The following is a 20,636-nucleotide window of genomic DNA, read 5'->3' on the forward strand; positions in this document are numbered from 1 at the left end:
GCCAAGTACAGGCCCGCGTCTGCTGAACAGTCACCTGCAGGTCTGTACTTCCACGTCTGCACTTATAGGGCCTAGACACCCACCAGGACTTAAACAAACCTTGCTATAGATTTACCCACGGTCAGAACAACGACCTTCCCGCACCACCAAAAACCTTCCTGCATAAACGAAAAATTCTCAACAATTTCGTCAGCTAGGTCATACACCCGAAAAGTATCGAGCAGGTTACAGCAATCCGAAAGTTAGCCGCCTCTATCGAGCCATCAGTCTTTTCCTCATACCCCGGCCGAAGCAAAAATGGTCCCCCGACCACCGCTACAGCGGGCCGAGGGTAACTCTACAAGGACAAAGGAAAGACTCTACGTTTAACGCAGGGAGGATGATCATGCAGTGAGGCGGCAGACTGCCTCCCGGATGACCTCAGGGCGCTTGCAGAAAGCAAAGCGCACCTTGTACTTCCACGGCTCGGGATTGTCCGTGAAGGCCGCCAGCGGGATGGCGGCCACGCCCTTCGTTTCGGGCAGCTGCATGCAGAAGTCAATGCCGCTTAAGCCGGTAGAAGACACATCGGCAACCACATAGTAAGTGCCGCCGGTGTCATGCACATGGAATCCCAGCTGCTTGAGACCTTCTACAAGGATGCTGCGGCACTCTGCAAGTTCAGCCACCATGCCGTCCAACCACTCTTGTTCATTACGCAGGGCATGGGCCACGGCTGGCTGGAAGGGTGTGGTGGAGACGAAGGTGGTGAATTGCTTGGCTTTGATGACGCCGTCGAGAAGCTTAGGCTCCGCAATGGCCCAGCCGGTCTTCCACCCGGTGCAGTTGAAGGATTTGGCGGCAGATGACACGGTGACGGTGCGGGAGGCCATTCCCGGCAGGGAAGCGATGCTGACGTGGTCGGTGCCGAAGGTGAGGTTTTCATAGACCTCATCGGCGAGAACCAGCAGGTCCCTTTCCACGCAGAGTTTGGCGAGCTCGGTGAGTGCTTCGCGGGAAAAGACCGAGCCGGTCGGGTTGTGCGGGGTGTTGATGATGACCATGGCGGTCTTATCGGTCACGGCTGCACGCACCGCATCGACGTCGATATCCCAGCTATTGCCGGATTCCTTCAAGGGGACGGGGATGCGGGTGGCGTCGGCAAGCGCGATGGCAGCGGCATAGGCATCGTAGTAGGGCTCGAGGACAATGACCTCGTGGCCCGGTTCTACCAAGCCGAGCACCGTGGCGGTAATCGCTTCGGTAGCGCCGGCGGTGACCACGACGTGGTCCTGGGGTACGGAGTAGGTCTCCGCGATGGCGCTGAGCAACTCCGGGACCCCGCGCAGGGGAGCGTATTGGTTGTTGCCACCGGCGATGTTTTCCTGGGCGATCTCCAGCATGCGCTGCGGGCCGTCGCTATCGGGGAAACCCTGGCCCAGATTTACCGCGTCATTCTCCACGGCGAGGGCGGTCATGGTGGCGAAGATGGTTTCGCCGAATTCTTGTAGTCTCTCAACTGTCATTTACAGCACCAACAAATCGTATTTCGTAGCTTTCACATCGGTCAGACGCTTGCGGGCGCGCTCGAGGCGCTGCCACTGGTCTTCCGGAATGGATTTGCGGGCAATCGTCACGGTTTCCGCATCCGGGGTACCCCAGGCAATCGGCATGGGGGTGATTTGCTGCCAGTGGTCTTGATCGCCGCTGCTGCGCTGACCGGAGACCGCGGCCACCGGAACCTTGGTTCCCACGGTGCGCTTAATGCCCGGGATATTGGTGACCGTGCGCAGGCAGGCGCCCCAGCGCGGCGGAGCCTTCGGGTCCACGTTGGTATTCACCAGCGCCATGAGGACCATGTCGCGCTCGTTGACCTCTGCGACGACGGCGGGGGCTAACGGATAGGAATCATAGAGTTTCTGAGCCGAGCCGACCTTGCTTGAGGCCAAGACGCCGATGACGGCGCAAAAGATTCCGAAGAGCACCATGCCCAGCGCTAGTGTGATGCGCCCAACGGCCTCCATGCCGAAGTAGACGGCAATGCCGCCGATGATAATTAAAAGGCCCATGATGAGTCCGGAATTGCGCAGGCGCGAGGAATCGCGGAGGAGCTCGTTGTTCTTTTTGGCAAAGTCTTCGTTGACTGCAAACTTGAAAATCTTCATCAGCTCACAAGTCTACTTCGTCGACCAGCCGGTAGGCATAACCTTGCTCGGCCAAAAAGCGCTGGCGGTGCATGGCATATTCCGCATCAATCGATTCACGCGCCACCAGAGTGTAGAAAGTTGCTTCCTGCCCGTCCTTCTTCGGCCGTAGCAGGCGGCCTAGACGCTGGGCCTCCTCCTGGCGGGAGCCGAAGGTACCGGAGACCTGGATGGCCAGGGCGGCTTCGGGCAGGTCAATGGAGAAGTTGGCCACTTTAGACACCACGAGCGTGGCGAGCTCACCTTCGCGGAATTGCTGGAAGAGCTTCTCGCGCTTGGCGGTGGAGGTCTTGCCGTCGATAACCGGTGCGTTGAGGTGCTCACCGAGCTCTTCCAGCTGGTCCACGTAGGCGCCGATGATGAGTGCCTGCTGGCCTGCATGTTTCTTCAGCAGCTTGTCGACGGCCCGCAGCTTAGCGCCTGCCGACGCCGCAATCCGGTAGCGCTCCCGCGCTTGTGCGGTGGCATAGAGCAGGCGTTCCTCCTGCGTCATGTCTACGCGCACCTCGACGCAGTCCGCGGTGGCGATATAGCCGGCGGATTCCAGCTCCTTCCACGGCGCGTCATAGCGTTTGGGCCCGATGAGCGAGAAGACATCGCCTTCGCGGCCGTCCTCGCGGATCAACGTGGCGGTCAGCCCTAGGCGGCGGCGCGATTGGAGGTCGGAGGTCATGCGGAAGACCGGGGCAGGCAGAAGGTGGACTTCGTCGTAGATAATAAGTCCCCAGTCGTGGGAATCGAAGAGCTCGAGTGCGCGGTATTCGCCCTTGGTCTTGCGGGTAACCACTTGGTAGGTGGCGATGGTAATCGGCTTGATTTCCTTCTTCTCGCCGGAGTACTCACCAATTTCCTCCGGCGTGAGGCTGGTGCGGCGCAGTAGTTCATCGCGCCATTGGCGCCCGGCCACGGTGTTGGTCACCAGGATGAGCGTGGTGGCCTGTGCCTTGGCCATGGCGGCTGCACCCACGATGGTTTTGCCCGCGCCACAGGGCAGGACCACGATGCCGGAGCCACCAGACCAGAAAGAATCAGCGGCATACTGCTGATAATCGCGTAAGCTCCAGTCCACTTCCTTTGTGCTCAGCGCGATGGGGTGGGATTCGCCGTCGACATAGCCGGCGCGGTCATCGGCGGGCCAGCTGGCCTTGAGCAGCTCCTGTTTGAGCCGCCCGCGCGCGGATGGTGGTACGGCGATGGTGTTGTCATCAATGCGCGGGCCCAGAAGTTCGCTGACCTTCTTGGTGCGCGTGAGCTCCTCCAGGATGACAGGCTCGTCCGATTCGAGAATGAGGCCGTGGGCCGGATGTGCCAGCAGGCGCACGCGGCCGTACCGCGACATGGTCTCGGCGACGTCGATCAGCAGCGCCTGCGGCACCGGGAAGCGGGAGTAATTCTCCAAAACGTCCACGACTTGCTCGGCATCGTGCCCGGCGGCGCGGGCATTCCACAGAGCCAGTGGGGTGATGCGATAGGTGTGGATGTGCTCGGGGGCGCGCTCCAGCTCAGCAAAAGGTGCGAGCGCTGCGCGAGCCTCGTCGGCCTGCGGGTGATCCACCTCGAGGAGGACGGTCTTGTCCGATTGGACGATGAGTGGTCCGGGCATAACTAGGGCCTTTCTACTCTGGGCGTCAGGGAAGGACTCAATCCCTGTCGGCGAAGCGGACGGAGGAAATGCGGTGAACCGGGAAGCGCACGGGTTTGCCCGCTGCGCCTAGGGCATCAATGTAGCCGCCTTCCACAGACAGTGGCTTCACAGTCACGGTGCGCAGCTCGCCGCTTTTATCGGCATAGGAGATCACGATATCGGCGTGGAAGCGCGCGGCGGCACGGGCGAGCGTGAGGGGATCCGGTTCCTCTTCCTTCTGCGCGCTGGGATTCTGTGCTGACTTCTGCAAAGCCTGAAGCGCTTGGTCCACCGAGGCCGGCTCCCGCTTGTGGGCTTTCGGACGAGGCGTAGGAAGCAGGTAAGGCTCGGGTGCGACGGTAAGGGAGGCGCCGGATTCATCCTCCGCAGTGGGGGAGAGGCCCTTAGCGCGCAGCTTCTCCAGTAGCTCGCCCACGCGCAGCTGAGATACCGCCACGGTGGGCGCGAGTAGACGCAGGCCCGGGACTGAGGCAACAGCGAGCTCCAGCAGCGCGGGATCCTCACTGCGCAAATAGGACAGAGCAGGTCCACTGCGGAGGGTGCCATGGCGCTTGGCGACGTCCCCGATGGCAAACCCCAATGCCTGCGGCACGCCTGTCGGGGAGTGCGCTTCCAAAAAGTCGATCATTTCCTGCGCGGTGAGCCCCTGGTCCATGCCGCGGCGAATAGTGGCCTCACTGATGCGGTACACACTGGCTAGGCCTGGGGATTCGAGGTCCGCCAGGGATGCGAGGGTGCGGTGTGTGCCTGGTTCAAGGGGGCCGGGAACGAGGACGGTGAGGTCTTGCTGGATGATAAATTCGCTGACGGTATCGGGGACGAGGCTGGTGGCTGCGGCGGAATCACCCAGCACGTTAGTAGCCTTGCCCAGTGCCACCGCGCCGATCCACTCGGCTTCGGCGCGCAGCTGCTCAATGGTCACCGTGCGCGTGTGGCTGGCAAAGAGTGGGGATCGAAAGCGCAACTCTTCCCAGAACTCATCGTCATTCAGCGCGACTGCGGAGTGTGCATAGACGCCGAGAACGAAAGCGCGGAAGCGCGGCAGGCGGCGCACGAGGCTATCCTCCGCGAGCACCCGGGTCTCAGCCCAGCTGGCCCAGGGGGAGGTACGCCAGGCGTCGAGAAGAATGCGCCACTTCTCCCCGAGGTCGGCCTCGAGCCAGTCCTGGGAGCCGGTGGTAGGCGCGAGGAAGTGGCCCTCTAAGCCATCCGGCTCACCCCGGTGGAGAAGCCTAGCGTGGTGGCCCAAGCAGATGAGCCGCGCGACCTCCTCCTTTTCCAGAGCGAGATCCTTGGCCAGCTGGTTGAGTGGGCGAACGCCGACCGAAGAATCCTTGAGCAGAGTTACCGGATGACTGCCGAGCAACTCGAGGAGCCTTTCCATGCCACGCACGGCTTCGAGGCCAGCTGCGGCACCGGCGTCGTCAGCCCTGGCATCCGGCTCCGGGGTGCCCGCGCGCCCCGAGGGGGTGGTGGGAATGGGCGGGGTGGTATCACCAGCCAGCAGGCGGGCGAGCGAGTGCGGCAAGCGCACAGAGTGCGCGTTGATACGCTCCAGAAAACCTTTGGCCAGCAGGCGCTTGGCGGGATCCTCGGAGTTGATGTCCGGCTCGGTGTCGGTGGTATAGCCCATGCCGTCGCTTTTGCTTAAAGCATCAAGGACTCGGCGCTCCTCGGGGGCAAGCGCGGCTAGATCCTTCTCATCGAACTCTACTTGGTTGCGCAACGACCAGCCGGTGGGAAGTGAGCCCATCACGGCGGTGACGATGCGCACCTGTGGGGCGTCACCAAAGACGAGACCGCGCTCCTTGAGCTGCTTCGTGATTGCAGGGTTGGTGTCTTCCACCATGGCTATTTCGCCGCCGCGTTGTGCGATGTCCTCCAAAGTAGCTAGTTGCTCGGCATTGCTTGCCGCTAAGGCATCCGCGACGTGCATCGGAAGTGTCAGGCGCGAGGCCAACGCATCAAAGTCCTTCGGTGCGGGTGAGAGAACATCACTGCGGTTGCTGAGCAGGGCGCGCAGGTCCTTGTCAGGCAACTGGCTGAGCCACTCGCGGTAGCTCTCGGTAACGCGGGCGCGGTGTGAAGGGGAGGTCATAATGGCCCTCAAGCTTAGTAGGCGGGGGAGGCATGGGGCCCTCGTTGGGTGAATAAGTTACTTTTTGCCGCGGGGTTTGGAATAATAAGGAGCATGTCGAACGAGAACAAAGGCTTCGTATCCCCGGCTTGGCCGAAGAACATCCCCCGCGAGCACGCTATTACTGAACTTACTGCACCTTTTGCTGGTGCTTCCAGCCCGTACGGTGACGACCTGATTCTGCCGATGCCGGCAGAAAAGCTCAACTACGTTCACCCGTACACCCGCATCAACCGCTAAGTAGGCGCGCAGAAATCTGCGCTTCACTTAGCGGATACGTTGAGCCTTCCGGCTTGCTTTCAGCCCCTCCGAGAATGTTCTCCTCGGTGGGGCTATACGTGTTTGTAATGTACTTGCGCCTCAACTAGTTGGCACGGGCTTGGGCTTTAAGGCCGTCGAGCAGCGTATCGATGAGCTGGGCTTGTATACCTGATAGGTAGTCGGCGCTCACTGGTGTTCTGGGCAGCGGGCGGGTGATGAGACCGATGCCGATGTGAAGTTCGAGCGGGGTGAGGGACTCGGGGCAGAGACCTGCTTGTCGCGTGGGTTCGATAATCGGTTGGTAGATCGACTTCAGTTCAGCTTTGCGCTGGGTAGCGATCTCCTGCACGTCATCGTCTGAGAATGAGGCAGTATTCACCTCGGCTGCCGCTGCTTGAACAACCGCGGCGAAGTTAAGGCTGGCGATCCGATGAATAATATCGCGCCAGGTGCCTTCGGGATCCTCGTCGAAACCTTGTAGGTGGCTGTCCACCTCTTCTTTGATGTGTGCTACCTCCGCGCCGGTGACGGCATCGAGGAGGGAGAGCCGTTCGGGGAAGTGGCGTGAGACCGTGGCGACGCCCACGCCGGCTTTCTTGGCGATGGAGCGCATGGACACGCCCGGTCCCTCGCTGATGAGCAGCTGCCTGGCTGCTGCGACGATGGCTTGCTTGTTTTCTGCTGCGTCTTGTCTCACAGCTTGCATCATACCAAACGGAACACTATGCTCCACTTTGTAAGTGAAACACCCTGTTCCATTTGGAGGTTAGAAGTGTCAGCGGTGAAAAGTCAGGAAGGAAAGCAGCCATCGGTTGCTGTGAAATCGATAGTTGCCATTGTGGGGATCCCCGTCGTCATCGGCCTTATGCTGTGGGCGTTTTTGGCGCCCACCTTTGCGTCGGGTCCGGCTGGCGTTCCGGTTGCCATTTCGGCGCCGGAGCCCATGCTCGAAGGCATCTCGCAGAAGATTGAGAGTGCGGCGGGGGATGAGGCCCCGGAGATCGTCGTGAAGCACAGCGAGGCCGAGGTGCGCGACGCGGTGCTGCAGCGTGAAGCTGTTGGTGGACTGGTCATCTCCCCGCAGGGCGCGAGTGAGTTCACCGCTGCGGGAAATGGTGCTCCCTACGTGACGATGATTGATGGCCTCGCTGGCCAGCTTGAAGCACAAGGAATGTCCGTGGAGAAGCAGGAGCTGGCGCCGACGACGAAGGAGGACCCGCAGGCGAGCGGTATCGCACTGCTGGGCCTGCCGCTGGCCTTTGGCGGGATTATTTCCGCTGTTATTGCCACCTTTGCATTTCGTGGCAAGAAATGGGTCAAGCTGGGGGTGCTCGTTGGTATTGCGCTTTTCGGCGGGCTCGTTGCTACGTGGATGCTGCACTCCGTCTATGGAACCCTCGGTGGCAGCTTCGCTGCCGAGTGGATGGCTATCGCTGCGGGCATCCTTGCGACGTCTGCGGTGACTGCAGGCCTTGCGGGGGTGATGGGTGCCGCGGGTATTGGAATCGGTGCCGTGCTGACTATCTTCTTAGCGAACCCGCTGTCGGGTCTGGCAACCGGCCCGTGGCTGCTGCCTACCGGGTGGTCGACGCTGGGGCAGTGGATGCCCATCGGCGCGACGGGTCACCTAGTCCGCTCGCTGTCCTTCTTTGATGGGCAAGGCTTCGGCCATGCGTGGTGGTCGCTAGGGCTGTGGATTGTTGTTGGCCTAGTGTTGCTGGCCTGTGATCGGTCGCGCGCTAAGGAAGACGCTGCCGTTGAGGAAAAGGCTTAGTCAAAACTAAAAGAGGCTGGATGGAGAAAACCATCCAGCCTCTTTTGTGTAGTTAAAGCTTTGCCTTTATGTGCTCAGCTTGCACGGCGCGGCGCGCTGCTTAGCGTGCAGCCAGAACCTGTGCCAGCGGGTCGATGACGTGGCGGTTAGCGGAGTAGAAGGCGTTGAAGTCGTGGCGGTTGGCCTTGTACTGCTCGGTGAAGGAAGCCGGGATGGTCAGGCCGTACTGGGTAGCGGTGTCCTCGATGAGGGTGTAGAGGGCGTCAACAGCCAGCTCGTCGGTGGGCTCCTCGGCAGCTTCGTGGACTGCCTTCGGTGCCTCAGCCGGTGCCTGCGGTGCGGTCTCTTCCTTTACCTGGGTAGCAGCCGGTGCCGGGGCAGCGCTCACGTTGCGCGGGGTCGGGGCGGAGTTCAGGCCCAGGCTGGCGGAGCAGGCCGGCCATGCGCCCCAGCCCTGCTGTGCCAGGGTGCGCTCAGCAACAGCGATTTGCTGCTCGCGGGTTGCCAGGTTAGCGGTCGGAGCGAACTCACCGCCGCCGTAGGCCTGCCAGGTCTGAGCGTTGAACTGCAGACCGCCGTGGTAACCGTTGCCGGTGTTGATGGCCCAGTTGCCGCCGGACTCGCACTGTGCGAGGCGGTCCCAATCGGAATCCGGTGCAGCGGCAGCGTTCGGTGCCATGATGGCTGCGGCGGCGCCCACGGCAACAGTGGAGGCGGCAAACTTGGTGGCGATGGACTTGTTCTTAGCGGAGTGGCGTCCCATTAAAGTATTCCTTCTCTAGGTTGTTCTTGCTTTCTCGCGCCCAGATGATGCCCAGTCCGGCATATAGTTTTGCAATTGATGTTCATGTTCATGCACATCATGTATGGCCGCCGTGCGGAAGCCCGGACTGTGTCTGGGGCGAGACTTCCACGGCCGGCAGCCGAAGTGCCTGAGGGAGAGAGTAGCGGTTTATAACGAAACAGTCACGTTAAATGGCCCAAAACGGTAACGGAAGTGTCAATTTCTTAGCATTTCCCCTGCTCGGCGCGGAAATGTTAGCTATATCACACATGTAACGGGTGTGATTGTTGGGGTGATATCTATCGTGGGTTTCTTTGTCGGGAGCGTGAGGGTTAAAATGTATCTCTTTAAAAGTTCCACGGATAATTCCTCCGCGCGGCTGCAAGGATTCGGTTCACGCTTCGCCGCGCCTCCTCGTCCCAAGACGGGCGGAGCCTATCAGCCTGGGGCCTGGCAGCGCCTAAGCTCTTAGAAGAGGAGACACGGAAAGAAAGTGAGTGAAGAGCCATGCCTATCGGCAAAGTGAAGTGGTATGACGCAGACAAGGGCTTCGGCTTTGTCAGCAACCCCGGCGATGAAGACGTCTATGTTGGTCGCAATGTGTTGCCCAAGGGCGTTGATGAGCTGCACCAGGGCCAGCGTATTGAATTCGATTTCGCGGCTGGCCGCCGTGGCCCGCAGGCACTGCGTGTCAAGGTGCTTGATGTCCCGCGCCGTCGCACCCCGGCCCGCAAGCCCGAAGAGCTGGCGAGCATGCTCTCCGACGTCATGACACTGCTTGAGACCCAGGTGCAGCCGGTGCTGAGCCAAGGCCGCTACCCGGAGCGCAAGACTGGCCGCCAGGTTGCCGAGATCCTGCGTGCTATCGCCAAGGACTTGGATAGCTAAGGGCCAAAAGCCTTAGACCCGTAACTAAAAGGTGCCCTAGCTGACGAAAGTTGGGCTGATTTTTCAATGATCAGTCCTAGGTTTGGCAACTAGGGCACTTTGTCGTTTGTGTAGGCGCGTGGGGGGGGGGGCAGCGCGCGCCGCAGCGCTGCTACTTCTCAGCTGGAGCTTCAGCGTCGCCAGTGGCCTTGGACTCCTTGAGCTCCTCATCCGTCATGGTGGACAGGGACCACACCGTGTGCATTGGGGTCTCTTCGCCGTTGGCATCGCGGCCAATCATGAGCGTGGAAATCTCCACCACCTTTAGCTGGGGGCGCTCGCCGGTGGAGGCCTCAATCGGCGGCACGGAGCCGGGGATCTCTAGCGAGGTGGTTTCGTTGGCGCCGTGAGCGGTGCTGTCATTGGCGGCCGGGTCATCATAGATGGACAGCACGGACCACTCGTGGTTGTAGATAGCCTCGGGGATCTCCAATTTCAGGGTGTCATCGGGGCCCACCGTCAGATTAGGTACGTCGCCTTCTTCGCAGTCCGTGCCAGGCTCGCAGACGATGTAGGGGGAGAGCTCTAGGGTGTCCTCGCCAACAGTGGCCGTGATTCTGACGTCTTGTGGCTCGGGGCCCGGACGGTCGTTCCACCACTTCTGGAACAGCACCACCGCCACGACGATGACTGCCACAGCGATGATGAGCGCCAGAAACTGCAGCAGCGATTTCTTCCTTGTTTGCTTCACGGTAGCCATGGCTGAAAATCCTACTCGAAGCGCACCCGGTACAGCTCATCCCATAGCTTGCCGGTGATCCAGAACTCATCTGTGCCCGGGATATGGGCAATGCCGTTGAGGACGGCGTTGGGATCCGCCGAGGGGACATGGTTGAGGTTTGCGGTATCGATCACGGCGGTGACCGCGCCGGATTCCGGGTCGATGCGCAGGATATCCTCGCTCATCCAGACGTTGGCATAGACCGCGCCCTCGACGCACTCAAGTTCATTGAGGTTATCCACGGGGGAGCCGTCGAGGGTGACCTCGGTGCGTGGGGCGAGCTCCTCGAAGGTCTTCGGATCGAGGTGGCGCAGCTCGGCGGAGCCGTCGGACATGATGAGCTCGGAACCCGCGTTGCACAGGCCCCAGCCCTCGCCGTCGTAGGTGGCACGGTCGAGCTCGTTGAAGGTCTCGGGATCTCGCAGGAAAGCTGTACCGGATTTCCACGTTAGCTGCCAGATGCCGGCGTCGGTCTGAGTGATGCCCTCGCCGAAGAATGAACTCTCGAGTGTGGTTTCTTCCGACGGGGTGTGCGTCCCCGGCGTGAGACGCAGCAATCGAGACTTGCCGTTCAGCCCAGTGCCTACCAGAAGGTTGCCAGCGGGGTCGACCTCCAAGCCTTGGGTGAAGGTATCGGGAGGCAGGGGTGCGGTGTCGAGAACAGTGACGCCGAGGTGCTCTGGGGAGCTCGCGCTTGGCGACGTCCCACCCGCCGTAGACGAAGAAACATCCTCGTGTGCGGCTTGAGAAGAGCATGACGTTAAGGGTGCGAGCAGTGTGGCAGCGGAGAGGACGGTAGCAAACGCGCGGAGGGTGCGGTCGGTGTGGAGGAGAGGCATGACTGTCATTGTGCACTATGGCGCGGTACGTGATTAATAATGGGAGAGTGACTCGCAAGAAAAAGATGCATTCCCCGCTTCTCGATTCGACCGCCGTCAACCTGGCGCGCCGAGCTGTGGAGGAGGTGGGTGAGGGGGACGTCGGCAAGCACCGTGGCGTTGCCGGAGTGGGCCGCAACGTGGCCACCCATCGTTTTGATGCGCACGTACCGGGCTATCCGGGGTGGGAATGGCACGCCGTCGTTGCCTGCGCGGAAGGCTCGCGCACCCCGACCGTCAATGAGGTCGCGCTTGTACCGGGCGGCCAGGCCCTTCAAGCGCCGGAGTGGGTTCCTTATTCCGAGCGCCTGCGCCCAGGAGACCTTGGTCCTGGCGACCTCATGCCGCCCGCTCCCGATGACGACAGGCTGGACGAAGGGAAGCTCTCCCAGGTTGGCCTCACGGAGGCCAAAGAGCGCTGGCGCAAGAAGTACGGGCCGAATTCGGAGATGGCGGCGCAGGCCCAGTTACAGTGCAAAACCTGCGCTTTCTATCTCGAGCTGCTGCCTAATTATGGCGTCTGTGCCAATGAATACTCCGCGGATGGAAAAGTGGTGCACGCCACCTACGGGTGCGGCGCGCATTCCGGCACCACCGTCCGTGAGGAGGGATCGAAGCAGGAGAGGCCCTTCGATGATGAGAGACCTATCTACTAAAGAGTGAGGTTTCCTTCCCGCGCGCAGCAGCAATGCGGCGTGCGGGTTTTGCGTTTTAGGGCCTCGATGGAGCACCCTTAGCAGGTAAAACTTCATTTCTCTAGATAGAAGGGGTGCTCTCTCACGATGAACGCAGCTATCGATCGCTATTTCAAGATTTCCGAACGCGGATCCACCGTGGGAACCGAAGTCCGCGCCGGCGTGGTCTCGTTCTTTGCGATGGCCTACATAATCCTCCTCAACCCTCTCATCCTGGGTACCTCTGCCGACTCGGCCGGAACCACCCTGGGCATCCCGCAGGTTGCTGCCGCTACCGCGCTGGTGGCCGGTGTTATGACCATTGCCTTCGGCATGATTGCGCGCTACCCGTTCGCCATGGCCGCGGGCCTGGGCATGAACACCTTTGTGGCCGTGACCATGGTTTCCCTCAACGGCTTGGAATGGCGCGAGGCCATGGGCCTCGTCGTCATTGAAGGCCTCATCATTGTTCTGCTGGCCATCTCCGGTTTCCGCCAGGCGGTCTTCGACGCCATCCCCGCCTCCATGAAGGCCGCGATGGGCGTGGGTATCGGCATGTTCATCGCGCTCATCGGTTTCGTGGACGGCCACTTCGTCACCCGCGTTCCGGATGCTGCAATGACCACTGTTCCGGTGAGCCTGGGAGTCAACGGCTCGATTGCTACGTGGCCGGCCTTCGTCTTCGTCGTGGGCCTGGTTCTGTGCAGCTTCTTCGTCATCCGCCAGGTTCGTGGCGGACTGTTCATCGGTATCGTCATTACCACCATCATCGCCATGATCATCCAGGCACTGACTGGTTCCGAGGACTGGGGCATGGCCACCCCGGAGGTACCTAGCTCCCTGGGCGGTCTGCCGGACCTGTCGATTGTGGGCCAGGTGGATCCGATTAGCGCCTTCACCAAGCTGGGTGTGGTCTCCACCGTCTTGCTCATTTTCACCCTGCTGCTCACCAACTTCTTCGATGCCATGGGCACCATGAACGGCTTGGGCAAGCAGGCCAACCTTGTGGACGAGAAGGGCAACCTTCCGGAGATGAAGACGGCCCTGGTGGTGGAAGGCTTTGGTGCCGTTGCTGGTGGTGCCGGTTCGGTGTCCTCCAACACCGTGTTCGCGGACTCAGCGGCTGGTATCGGTGACGGTGCCCGCACCGGCCTGGCTAACGTTGTCACCGGCATCATCTTCCTGCTGGCGATGTTCCTCACCCCGCTCTACGAGATTGTGCCCATTGAGGCCGCAGCCCCCGTACTCGTTATCGTCGGTGTGATGATGGCAGCCCAGCTCAAGGACATCGAGTGGAACCGCATGGAGGAGGCCATCCCGGCCTTCCTCACCATCGTGGTTATGCCGTTCACCTACTCCATCGCCAACGGTATTGGCGTGGGCTTCATCGCTTATGCACTGATGGCGACCTTCGCCGGGAAGGCTAAGAAGGTGCATTGGATCATGTGGCTCGTGGCTGCTCTCTTCGTGGTCTACTTCGCTATGGATCCCATTAGCTCGCTGTTGGGATAGCCCGCCTGGGATGAACGCTTGGCCCGGCGCTTAGACTAGGGCCATGCGTTTTGTCATTGATGACCCCACAGACCCTCGCCTGGACGATATCCGCGATCTCAAGCATGCGGATAAGTCCGGCGAGGGTTTCGTCTTTGGTGAGGGCCCACTGTGCGTGGAGCGCCTGCTCGCCTCTCGCTTCCCGGTGCGCTGCATCATTGGTTTTGAGGGGAAGTTGGATACGTTCCTGGAACACCACGATGTTGGCGATATCCCCGTTTACCAAGTAACCCGCCAGACTCTGGGGGAAGTAACAGGCTTTGATATGCACCGTGGGCTGGTTGCCGCAGCCGACCGCGCGGAAGCCTGGACCGTGGACGAGGTCGTTGAGGGCGCGCGCACCCTGGCCATCATGGAAGGCGTAGGCGACCACGAAAATATCGGATCGCTCTTCCGCAACGCTGCAGGCATGGATGTCGATGGCATCCTCTTAGGCTCTGGTGCGGCGGATCCGCTCTACCGCCGCTCGGTGCGTGTGTCCATGGGGCACGTTCTGCGCTTGCCCTGGGCGCGCTTCGACGGTGGTTTTACCACCTGGCAGCGGGGTCTAGAGCAGCTGCGTGAAAAGGGCTTCCGGCTGGTGTCGCTGACCCCTCATCCAGACGCGGTGCATATCGCCGATGCCCTAGCAGGCGCAGACAAGGTGGCTCTGCTGGTTGGTGCGGAGGGGCCGGGTCTGACTGAGCATGCCATGCGCGCTACCGACGTGCGCGCCCGCATTCCTATGGCGGAGGGCACGGATTCCCTTAATGTGGCGACGTCGGCAGCCATCGCCTTCTACGAGCGCCAGCGCTCCCAGAGGCTCCGCGAGGTCGACACCGCATAGCGGCGCACCAACCCGCCTAAGTGCTTGGCGGTACGGATGATCTCTTCACCAGTGGATTCCGGTTCGAGGTCGTGCTCCTCGTAGTCGTCATAATCGTTAAGTCCCAGCTTCGCTACCGAGGTAGTGGCCACCTCGGCTACGCTTCGGCGGGGTGGGGGAGTATCGACCTTGGGCTCAGGGCGGCCGTCGGTGGCGTAGCCCACGACGTCCACGTCCGGCCCGTCTTCGCCCACCTCAATGCCCAGCCAGAATTCCTGGGCCGCCTCGGTGATGGTGAGTGGCTCGAAGGGCAGGGAGATACCACCCGCAGGCTCATCCATCTCCCCGGCCCAGAAAGGGGCCTCGAAGGTTTCAGGCAGGCCATGATCCTCGTAGAGGTTAAAGCGCGTTCCGCACAGGGAGCGCCGCAAGCGGCTGCCCGTCCAGTGCGCAAACCCGGCGTAGCCGGTCTCCGCATTGGAAGCAAAAGCGTAAATTTCCGTGGCGGGCACGGCCTCGCGCAGGGTGCGGGAGAGTTGCGAGAGAATCAGCTGATCATCGTGGATGATGGTCTGCACGACGGTCACACCCGGATAGCCACCCACATAGAACTCGCTCGCGCCGGGCTCGGCGGAACGGTTGAGGGGGAATTGACCGATGGGCGTGACGGGTAGAGAGGGATTGAGTTGAGCAAGGAACTTGCGGCCGAAGCCGCGGTCGGCCTTGGGCTCGCCGCGAAGAACTTCGGCGGGATCGGCGGCGGTGACGTACCAGAGAGTGAGAACGGCGCTTTGGGTATCCACGGCAGGCTACTCGCTAATTGCGGGGGCGCTTGGTAGAGGAGCGGACGCCGAGCAACACATCCTCCCAGTGCGGGGTGACGGCCTTACGGCGGCGCTTGGTGGGTTTGGGTTCCGGATCCGGGTTCTGGAGGAAGTCCTCGTCCACTCCCGTCTCCTTCTCCTCGGACTGCGGTGCGGACTCCTCGCCAGCGGGAGCTGAGTCCTCAGCGCTTGCGGTTTCGGCCGGGTGCTCTCCGCCGTGCGGGGAGGGGAGCACGGAAGGCTCGGCGTAACCGTCGGCGTCTTCTCGGTTACCGGCGTTGTCGCCGCCGGTGTAGGAAGACAGTTCCGTCACGCCGGGAGTACCAGCGCGCGCGTCCTCGTTGACCTCCCGCTCTTCGGCGTAGTCGCGTCCGTCGATGGCTTCGTCATAGCGCTCGCCGCGGCCCACGGAGGTTAGCGAACGCACCGGCTGGACGAAGTCCGGGTCCGTCAGGTCTGCCGCCACAGAGTTGCGTGCCTCCACCGTGGCCGGCGAGGACATGGTCTGCTTGAAGGTCCACTCTGCCTCGTTGGCGGATAGCCCAGTCTTCCAGGTGATGCGCAGGATCCACGGCTCGCCCTGGTGGCGGTAGGCATCCCACGTGGCCTCCGACAGCGAGTGTCCGCGGGCGGCGAAGGCAGTGGCCAGAATCTCCCACAGGGTGAGCTTGGCCGGGCCATCTTCGCGGATGGGGTGTGCCTGCTTGGCGACGTCCGCGATGCGCGCCCGCTCCAAGAGCACTGGGTGCGCGAAAGGCTCGATGCGGGATTCCGGAACGCCGAGTTCCTCGGCGATCTCCGCGGCAGTTGCGCCGGCGCGGATGCGGGACTGAATCTCATTGGGCCGTAGGCGGATTTCTTGTGCCTGCGGTGCGGGCTGGCTCTGTGGGGAGGAAGGTGAGCCGCCAGAGGCGGGCATGACGGTGCGCAAACCGGTGGAGCGCTCAGCCTGTGCAGGCGCGGTGGTGGAATCTTCGGTTGCTGTGGTGGCGTCGCCCTCATCCTGGGCGGCCGAGTCTTCCGCCGCGGTCTCGGATTCAGATTCGGCGGAGTCGGCGGGAGCGAAAAGCTCGCGAAGCTCGTCGGTGACTTCGAGGAAGAATTCCTCACCATCCTCAGCCCGGAGGACGAGCGAGGTGTCAGTTGAGTCGCTGGGTGCGAGGAAAATCTCGCGCATGATGGCGCTCCTTAGCCTGGTAGCGGACATGTGATGAAGTCCACTTTACCCAGAACATGCCCCGAACTCTGGCAAGAGAGCGGGGCATGTTGTGTGACGTAACTAAAAGGAGTGAAACTTAGCGGTTGTCTAGGACGTAATCGATAGCCTTGGTGAGCTTGGTGACGTCCGCCGAGTCAATCGCCGGGAACAGGCCCACGCGCAGCTGGTTGCGGCCGAGCTTGCGGTAGGGCTCGACGTCGAGAATGCCGTTGGCGCGCAGCGTTGCGGCGACCGCAGCGGCGTCGACTGAATCTTCGAAGTCAATGGTGCCGACCACCAGGGAACGCGCAGAAGGCTCGGCCACGAAGGGGGTGGCCTCCGGGCGGGCCTCTGCCCAGTCGTAGAGGATGGAAGAGTTCTCCGTGGTGCGCTTGACCATCCCGTCGAGGCCGCCGTTGGTGTTCATCCACTTGACCTGTTCCTCCAGCATGAGCAGCGTGGCTACAGCCGGGGTGTTATAGGTCTGGTTCTTGCGGGAGTTGTCCACTGCAGTCTGCAGGTTGAGGAAGGCCGGGATGAAGCGATCGGAGGAGTTGATCTTCTCAATGCGTTCGAGGGCTGCCGGGGACATTGCTGCCAGCCACAAACCGCCGTCGGAAGCAAAGCACTTCTGCGGGGAGAAGTAATAGACATCGGCATCAGCCATGTTGACCGGCAGACCGCCGGCACCAGAGGTGGCGTCGACGACAACAAGCTGCTCTGCGTTATCCGGATTGGGGCGGGTCACTGGGACCATCGCACCCGTGGAGGTTTCATTGTGGGCCCACGCGATGATGTCTGCGCCTTCGGCGGCTGCTGCCTTCGGATCTGGGGCGGTGCCGACCTCGGCTTCGGTGACGAGCGGGGTGTCGAGCCACGGGGCAGCGGCAGCGGCTTTAGCAAATTTAGAGGAGAATTCACCGAAGCTCAGGTGGGCGGATTTTTTCTCGATCAGTCCGAAGGTTGCTGCGTCCCAGAAAGCGGTAGCGCCGCCAAGGGAGAGAACAATTTCATAGCCCTCTGGTAGGGAAAATAGCTCAGAGAGCCCCTCGCGAATGGAGCCGACGAGGTTCTTGACGGCTGGCTTGCGGTGCGAGGTACCAATGATGGTGTCGGCACCGGCGGTGATTGCCTCAATTTGGGCTGGGCGGACCTTGGAAGGCCCGCAGCCAAAACGGCCGTCGGAAGGGAGGAGATCTGCTGGCAGGACGAGTTCTGAGTTGCTCATGGGGGCAGTGTAGCCTAATTTCGTTCGCACACTAGATACTTTGCCAGGATTGCCAATGTTGGCAGAGTCACAGGTTTTGCTACAGTGTGAAGAGGTTTAGATCTGTCGCGCCGGCCGTGGTCGGCGTTGAACATTGAGGAAAGGAAAACACGTGGCTTCTGAAAAGAACAAGGTTGTACTGCAGTACCCCGGCGGCGAGTACGAGATGGACATTAAACAGTCCACTGAGGGTGACTCCGGCTTCGACATTGGCAAGCTCCGTAACGAGACTGGCCTGGTGACCTTCGACCCGGGTTATGCAGCGACCGGTTCCACCGAGTCCAAGATCACCTTTATTAATGGTGAGGAAGGCATTCTCCGCCACCGTGGTTATGACATCGCGGATTTGGCTGAGAACGCCACCTTTAACGAGGTGTCCTACCTGCTGATTAAGGGCCACCTGCCGACCGAGGACGAGCTGTCGAAGTTCAACACTGAAATTCGCCACCACACCCTCTTGGATGAGGACTTTAAGGCGGCCTTCAACATCTTCCCGCGCGATGCGCACCCGATGGCCGTTCTTGCCTCCTCCCTTAACATTCTCTCCGCTTACTACCAGGACCAGCTCAACCCGCTGGATGAGGAGCAGCTGGACAAGGCTACCGTCCGTCTGCTGGCTAAGGTGCCGATGCTGGCCGCTTATGCTTACCGCGCATCGCAGGGTAAGCCTTATATGTACCCGGATAACAAGCTCAACGCACGCGAGAACTTCCTGCGCATGATGTTTGGTTACCCGACCGAGGACTACGAGGTTGACCCGGTTGTGGCCAAGGCCCTGGATAAGCTCCTCATCCTCCACGCTGACCACGAGCAGAACTGCTCCACCTCTACCGTCCGCATGATCGGCTCCGCGCAGGCCAACCTGTTCGTTGCCATCGCCGGTGGTATCAACGCGCTGTCTGGCCCGCTGCACGGCGGTGCTAACCAGGCCGTTCTGGAGATGCTTGAGGATATCCAGAACAACCACGGTGGTGACGCTACCGACTTCATGAACCGCGTGAAGAACAAGGAAAAGGGCGTTCGCCTGATGGGCTTCGGCCACCGTGTGTACAAGAACTACGACCCGCGCGCGGCAATCGTCAAGGACACCGCTCACGAGATTATCGATCACCTGGGCGGCGACCCGATGCTGGATCTGGCCATGAAGCTCGAGGAGATTGCGCTGAACGACGACTACTTCGTCTCCCGCAAGCTCTACCCGAACGTGGACTTCTACACCGGCCTCATCTACCGTGCCATGGGCTTCCCGACGGATTTCTTCACCGTCCTCTTCGCCATCGGCCGCCTGCCGGGCTGGATTGCTCAGTACCGCGAGCAGCTTGAGCTCAACACCAAGATCAACCGCCCGCGCCAGATTTACACCGGCGAGACCCTGCGCAAGGTCACCCCGCGTAGCGAGCGCTAAACGGTAGCCTCTACGGCGGCCGTCTACAGGCCGCCGCGGCTTAGCGTATAGCCCATACGCTGCATTTCTAGGGCCGAGCCCCACATCTCCGTTTATACTGGAGGACGTTGTGGCTCGGCCTACGTGTATGCGGCCAGCAAAGAAGAAAGTAATCCAAGGAGGATAATCCCCAATGGAAAAGCCCGTAATTGAGCCGGCAACGGAGCCTGCTCCCCAGGACCTTGTCATCGAAGACATTGTGGTGGGTGACGGCGCCGAAGCCCAGCCGGGCGGCTTCGTTGAGGTCCACTACGTTGGTGTTGACTACGAGACGAACCAGGAGTTCGACTCTTCGTGGGGCCGTGGCCAGTCCATCGAATTCCCGCTGACCGGTCTCATCGCCGGCTGGCAGGAAGGAATCCCTGGCATGAAGGTTGGCGGCCGCCGTAAGTTGGTCATCCCGCCGGAGAAGGCCTATGGCCCGGCTGGTGGCGCACACCCGCTGTCTGGCCGCACACTGACCTTCGTCATCGATCTCATTCGCGCCTAAAGGAGGAAGGGGGCACAGCCCCTCTTTATCTCTTTAAACGACGCCCTGACCGGCCGCGCATTAGAGCACGGCACACATTGGTGAGGGCGTTTCGCGCGTTTTCGTCGGAGCTGAAGGAGCCGTACCGCCCTTTTCTGCTACGCAGCGCGCGGCAGTGCGGCACAAATGGGGGACATGAGTGTCCCACAAACTACGTTCAATGATGACCGCGAGATGCCGCTATTGGGTCTCGGAACCTACAAGCTGCGCGGGGAGGAGCTTGTCCGCTCCGTGCGCGAAGCCATCGACCTAGGCTACCGCCACTTCGATACAGCCACCCTCTACGAGAATGAAGAAGAGCTGGGCCAGGCGCTCAACGCCGCTATGAAGGCCGGCGACGTGACCCGCGATGAGCTCTTTATTACCAGCAAGGTCTGGCACGACCACCATGGCAAGGACAAAGTGGGCCAGGCTTTCCGCGAGTCCCTGGACAAGCTGCAGCTGGACTACCTTGACCTCTACCTCATCCACTGGCCCTGGCCACAGGGCGGGTTGTACGTGGAGACCTTCGAGGAGATTGCCCGCATGCAGGGCATGGGTCAGATTGCGTCGATTGGCGTGGCCAACTTCTATGAAGAGACTCTGCAAACTTTGATCGATGAGACGGGCATCGTGCCGGTCCTCAACCAGGTGGAGCTGCACCCGGGCTTTACGCAGTCGGAGCTGCGTCGATTCCATGACAAGCATGACATCGTGACGGAAGCCTGGTCGCCCCTGGCGCGCGGTGTTGTCCTCACTAACCCCGAGGTTGAGGCAGTAGCTGAGAAACACAATATTACTGCTGGCCAAGCTGTCCTGGCATACCTGTTGAACAAGGGAATTTCGGTCATTCCGAAGTCCAGCCGCCGCGAGCGCCTGGCGGAAAACTTCGCTGCCGCGGAGGTAGAGCTTACTGCCGAAGATGTCGCGGCACTCGACGCGCTTGATGGCAAGGAAGGCTTTGGCCGCATGTTCAAGGACCCGCGTGAGTTTCCTGGCGCCTAAAGCTTGAACACTGCGGGGTGCGTTACGTGCCCGTGAGCGATGGAGCCCGT

The 20,636-nt window shown here is 61.2% G+C and carries 20 protein-coding genes; 9 read left to right on the forward strand and 11 right to left on the reverse strand.

Annotation, left to right across the window (positions count from 1 at the left end; all coding sequences use genetic code 11):
- Nucleotides 1-383 precede the first annotated feature (383 nt).
- From HMPREF2781_RS10425 to HMPREF2781_RS10440, 4 genes are read right to left on the reverse strand one after another with little or no spacing between them, the layout of a single operon-like run.
- Nucleotides 384-1,505 (reverse strand): aminotransferase class I/II-fold pyridoxal phosphate-dependent enzyme, encoded by a 1,122-nt coding sequence (locus HMPREF2781_RS10425; protein ID WP_070645841.1) that lies wholly within the window; start codon nucleotides 1,503-1,505, stop codon nucleotides 384-386.
- Complete coding sequence (locus HMPREF2781_RS10430) at nucleotides 1,506-2,144, reverse strand: DUF3239 domain-containing protein (RefSeq protein ID WP_070645843.1); 639 nt, start codon at nucleotides 2,142-2,144, stop codon at nucleotides 1,506-1,508.
- Between the two features lie 4 nt (nucleotides 2,145-2,148).
- Entirely contained in the window at nucleotides 2,149-3,786 is a 1,638-nt protein-coding gene (locus tag HMPREF2781_RS10435) for a DNA repair helicase XPB (RefSeq protein WP_070645845.1), read from the reverse strand.
- A gap of 37 nt (nucleotides 3,787-3,823) precedes the next feature.
- The gene (locus HMPREF2781_RS10440) at nucleotides 3,824-5,926 is read right to left on the reverse strand and encodes a helicase-associated domain-containing protein (RefSeq protein WP_070529461.1); all 2,103 of its coding nucleotides are present in this window, start codon (nucleotides 5,924-5,926) and stop codon (nucleotides 3,824-3,826) included.
- 93 nt (nucleotides 5,927-6,019) lie between these two features.
- Here HMPREF2781_RS10440 and HMPREF2781_RS10445 point away from each other — a divergent pair, with 93 nt between their 5' ends.
- On the forward strand, nucleotides 6,020-6,205 hold the full coding sequence (locus HMPREF2781_RS10445) for a hypothetical protein (RefSeq protein ID WP_070645847.1): 186 nt from the start codon (nucleotides 6,020-6,022) through the stop codon (nucleotides 6,203-6,205).
- A gap of 124 nt (nucleotides 6,206-6,329) precedes the next feature.
- Here the strand turns inward: HMPREF2781_RS10445 and HMPREF2781_RS10450 are convergent, their stop codons facing one another.
- The gene (locus HMPREF2781_RS10450; protein ID WP_246821846.1) at nucleotides 6,330-6,932 is read right to left on the reverse strand and encodes a TetR/AcrR family transcriptional regulator; all 603 of its coding nucleotides are present in this window, start codon (nucleotides 6,930-6,932) and stop codon (nucleotides 6,330-6,332) included.
- Between the two features lie 111 nt (nucleotides 6,933-7,043).
- Between HMPREF2781_RS10450 and HMPREF2781_RS10455 the strand changes: the two genes are divergently transcribed.
- A complete protein-coding gene (locus HMPREF2781_RS10455) occupies nucleotides 7,044-8,000 on the forward strand; it encodes an ABC transporter permease (RefSeq protein ID WP_239663567.1) in 957 nt (318 codons plus the stop codon).
- 100 nt (nucleotides 8,001-8,100) lie between these two features.
- Here HMPREF2781_RS10455 and HMPREF2781_RS10460 read toward each other — a convergent pair whose 3' ends face one another.
- Complete coding sequence (locus HMPREF2781_RS10460) at nucleotides 8,101-8,763, reverse strand: resuscitation-promoting factor Rpf1 domain-containing protein (RefSeq protein WP_010187768.1); 663 nt, start codon at nucleotides 8,761-8,763, stop codon at nucleotides 8,101-8,103.
- A 528-nt stretch (nucleotides 8,764-9,291) separates the two neighbouring features.
- On the opposite strand from HMPREF2781_RS10460, the gene HMPREF2781_RS10465 reads away from it, so the two are divergent.
- Nucleotides 9,292-9,672, forward strand: coding sequence for a cold-shock protein (locus tag HMPREF2781_RS10465; RefSeq protein WP_010187767.1), 381 nt, complete (start codon nucleotides 9,292-9,294; stop codon nucleotides 9,670-9,672).
- A gap of 151 nt (nucleotides 9,673-9,823) precedes the next feature.
- Here the strand turns inward: HMPREF2781_RS10465 and HMPREF2781_RS10470 are convergent, their stop codons facing one another.
- Nucleotides 9,824-10,411 (reverse strand): DUF2771 domain-containing protein, encoded by a 588-nt coding sequence (locus HMPREF2781_RS10470; protein ID WP_070645851.1) that lies wholly within the window; start codon nucleotides 10,409-10,411, stop codon nucleotides 9,824-9,826.
- An 11-nt stretch (nucleotides 10,412-10,422) separates the two neighbouring features.
- Entirely contained in the window at nucleotides 10,423-11,271 is an 849-nt protein-coding gene (locus tag HMPREF2781_RS10475; RefSeq protein WP_070447335.1) for a glutaminyl-peptide cyclotransferase, read from the reverse strand.
- A gap of 65 nt (nucleotides 11,272-11,336) precedes the next feature.
- Here HMPREF2781_RS10475 and HMPREF2781_RS10480 point away from each other — a divergent pair, with 65 nt between their 5' ends.
- The 3 genes from HMPREF2781_RS10480 to HMPREF2781_RS10490 all read left to right on the forward strand — a co-directional run bounded on the left by HMPREF2781_RS10480 (nucleotide 11,337) and on the right by HMPREF2781_RS10490 (nucleotide 14,361).
- Nucleotides 11,337-11,966, forward strand: a complete 630-nt coding sequence (locus HMPREF2781_RS10480) for a DUF3027 domain-containing protein (protein WP_371441041.1) — start codon at nucleotides 11,337-11,339, stop codon at nucleotides 11,964-11,966.
- A 126-nt stretch (nucleotides 11,967-12,092) separates the two neighbouring features.
- A complete protein-coding gene (locus HMPREF2781_RS10485; RefSeq protein WP_070645855.1) occupies nucleotides 12,093-13,496 on the forward strand; it encodes an NCS2 family permease in 1,404 nt (467 codons plus the stop codon).
- A 43-nt stretch (nucleotides 13,497-13,539) separates the two neighbouring features.
- Nucleotides 13,540-14,361, forward strand: coding sequence for a TrmH family RNA methyltransferase (locus HMPREF2781_RS10490; RefSeq protein ID WP_049154150.1), 822 nt, complete (start codon nucleotides 13,540-13,542; stop codon nucleotides 14,359-14,361).
- On the opposite strand, the gene HMPREF2781_RS10495 is transcribed toward HMPREF2781_RS10490, so the two are convergent.
- The 3 genes from HMPREF2781_RS10495 to serC all read right to left on the reverse strand — a co-directional run bounded on the left by HMPREF2781_RS10495 (nucleotide 14,313) and on the right by serC (nucleotide 17,590).
- A complete protein-coding gene (locus tag HMPREF2781_RS10495) occupies nucleotides 14,313-15,143 on the reverse strand; it encodes a DUF6928 family protein (RefSeq protein WP_070447329.1) in 831 nt (276 codons plus the stop codon). The two genes, HMPREF2781_RS10490 and HMPREF2781_RS10495, sit on opposite strands and share 49 nt — an antisense overlap.
- A gap of 13 nt (nucleotides 15,144-15,156) precedes the next feature.
- Entirely contained in the window at nucleotides 15,157-16,341 is a 1,185-nt protein-coding gene (sepH, locus tag HMPREF2781_RS10500; protein ID WP_070447326.1) for a septation protein SepH, read from the reverse strand.
- Nucleotides 16,342-16,459: 118 nt separating this feature from the next.
- Nucleotides 16,460-17,590, reverse strand: coding sequence for a phosphoserine transaminase (gene serC, locus HMPREF2781_RS10505; protein ID WP_070645859.1), 1,131 nt, complete (start codon nucleotides 17,588-17,590; stop codon nucleotides 16,460-16,462).
- Between the two features lie 151 nt (nucleotides 17,591-17,741).
- Here serC and HMPREF2781_RS10510 point away from each other — a divergent pair, with 151 nt between their 5' ends.
- From HMPREF2781_RS10510 to HMPREF2781_RS10520, 3 genes are all read left to right on the forward strand, one after another.
- The gene (locus HMPREF2781_RS10510) at nucleotides 17,742-19,034 is read left to right on the forward strand and encodes a citrate synthase (protein WP_080975042.1); all 1,293 of its coding nucleotides are present in this window, start codon (nucleotides 17,742-17,744) and stop codon (nucleotides 19,032-19,034) included.
- Between the two features lie 172 nt (nucleotides 19,035-19,206).
- A complete protein-coding gene (locus tag HMPREF2781_RS10515; RefSeq protein WP_010187736.1) occupies nucleotides 19,207-19,563 on the forward strand; it encodes an FKBP-type peptidyl-prolyl cis-trans isomerase in 357 nt (118 codons plus the stop codon).
- A gap of 165 nt (nucleotides 19,564-19,728) precedes the next feature.
- The gene (locus HMPREF2781_RS10520; RefSeq protein WP_070645861.1) at nucleotides 19,729-20,586 is read left to right on the forward strand and encodes an aldo/keto reductase; all 858 of its coding nucleotides are present in this window, start codon (nucleotides 19,729-19,731) and stop codon (nucleotides 20,584-20,586) included.
- Nucleotides 20,587-20,636 lie beyond the last annotated feature (50 nt).

The sequence above is a fragment of the Corynebacterium sp. HMSC062A03 genome (assembly GCF_001811145.1).
Classification (GTDB): domain Bacteria; phylum Actinomycetota; class Actinomycetes; order Mycobacteriales; family Mycobacteriaceae; genus Corynebacterium; species Corynebacterium aurimucosum.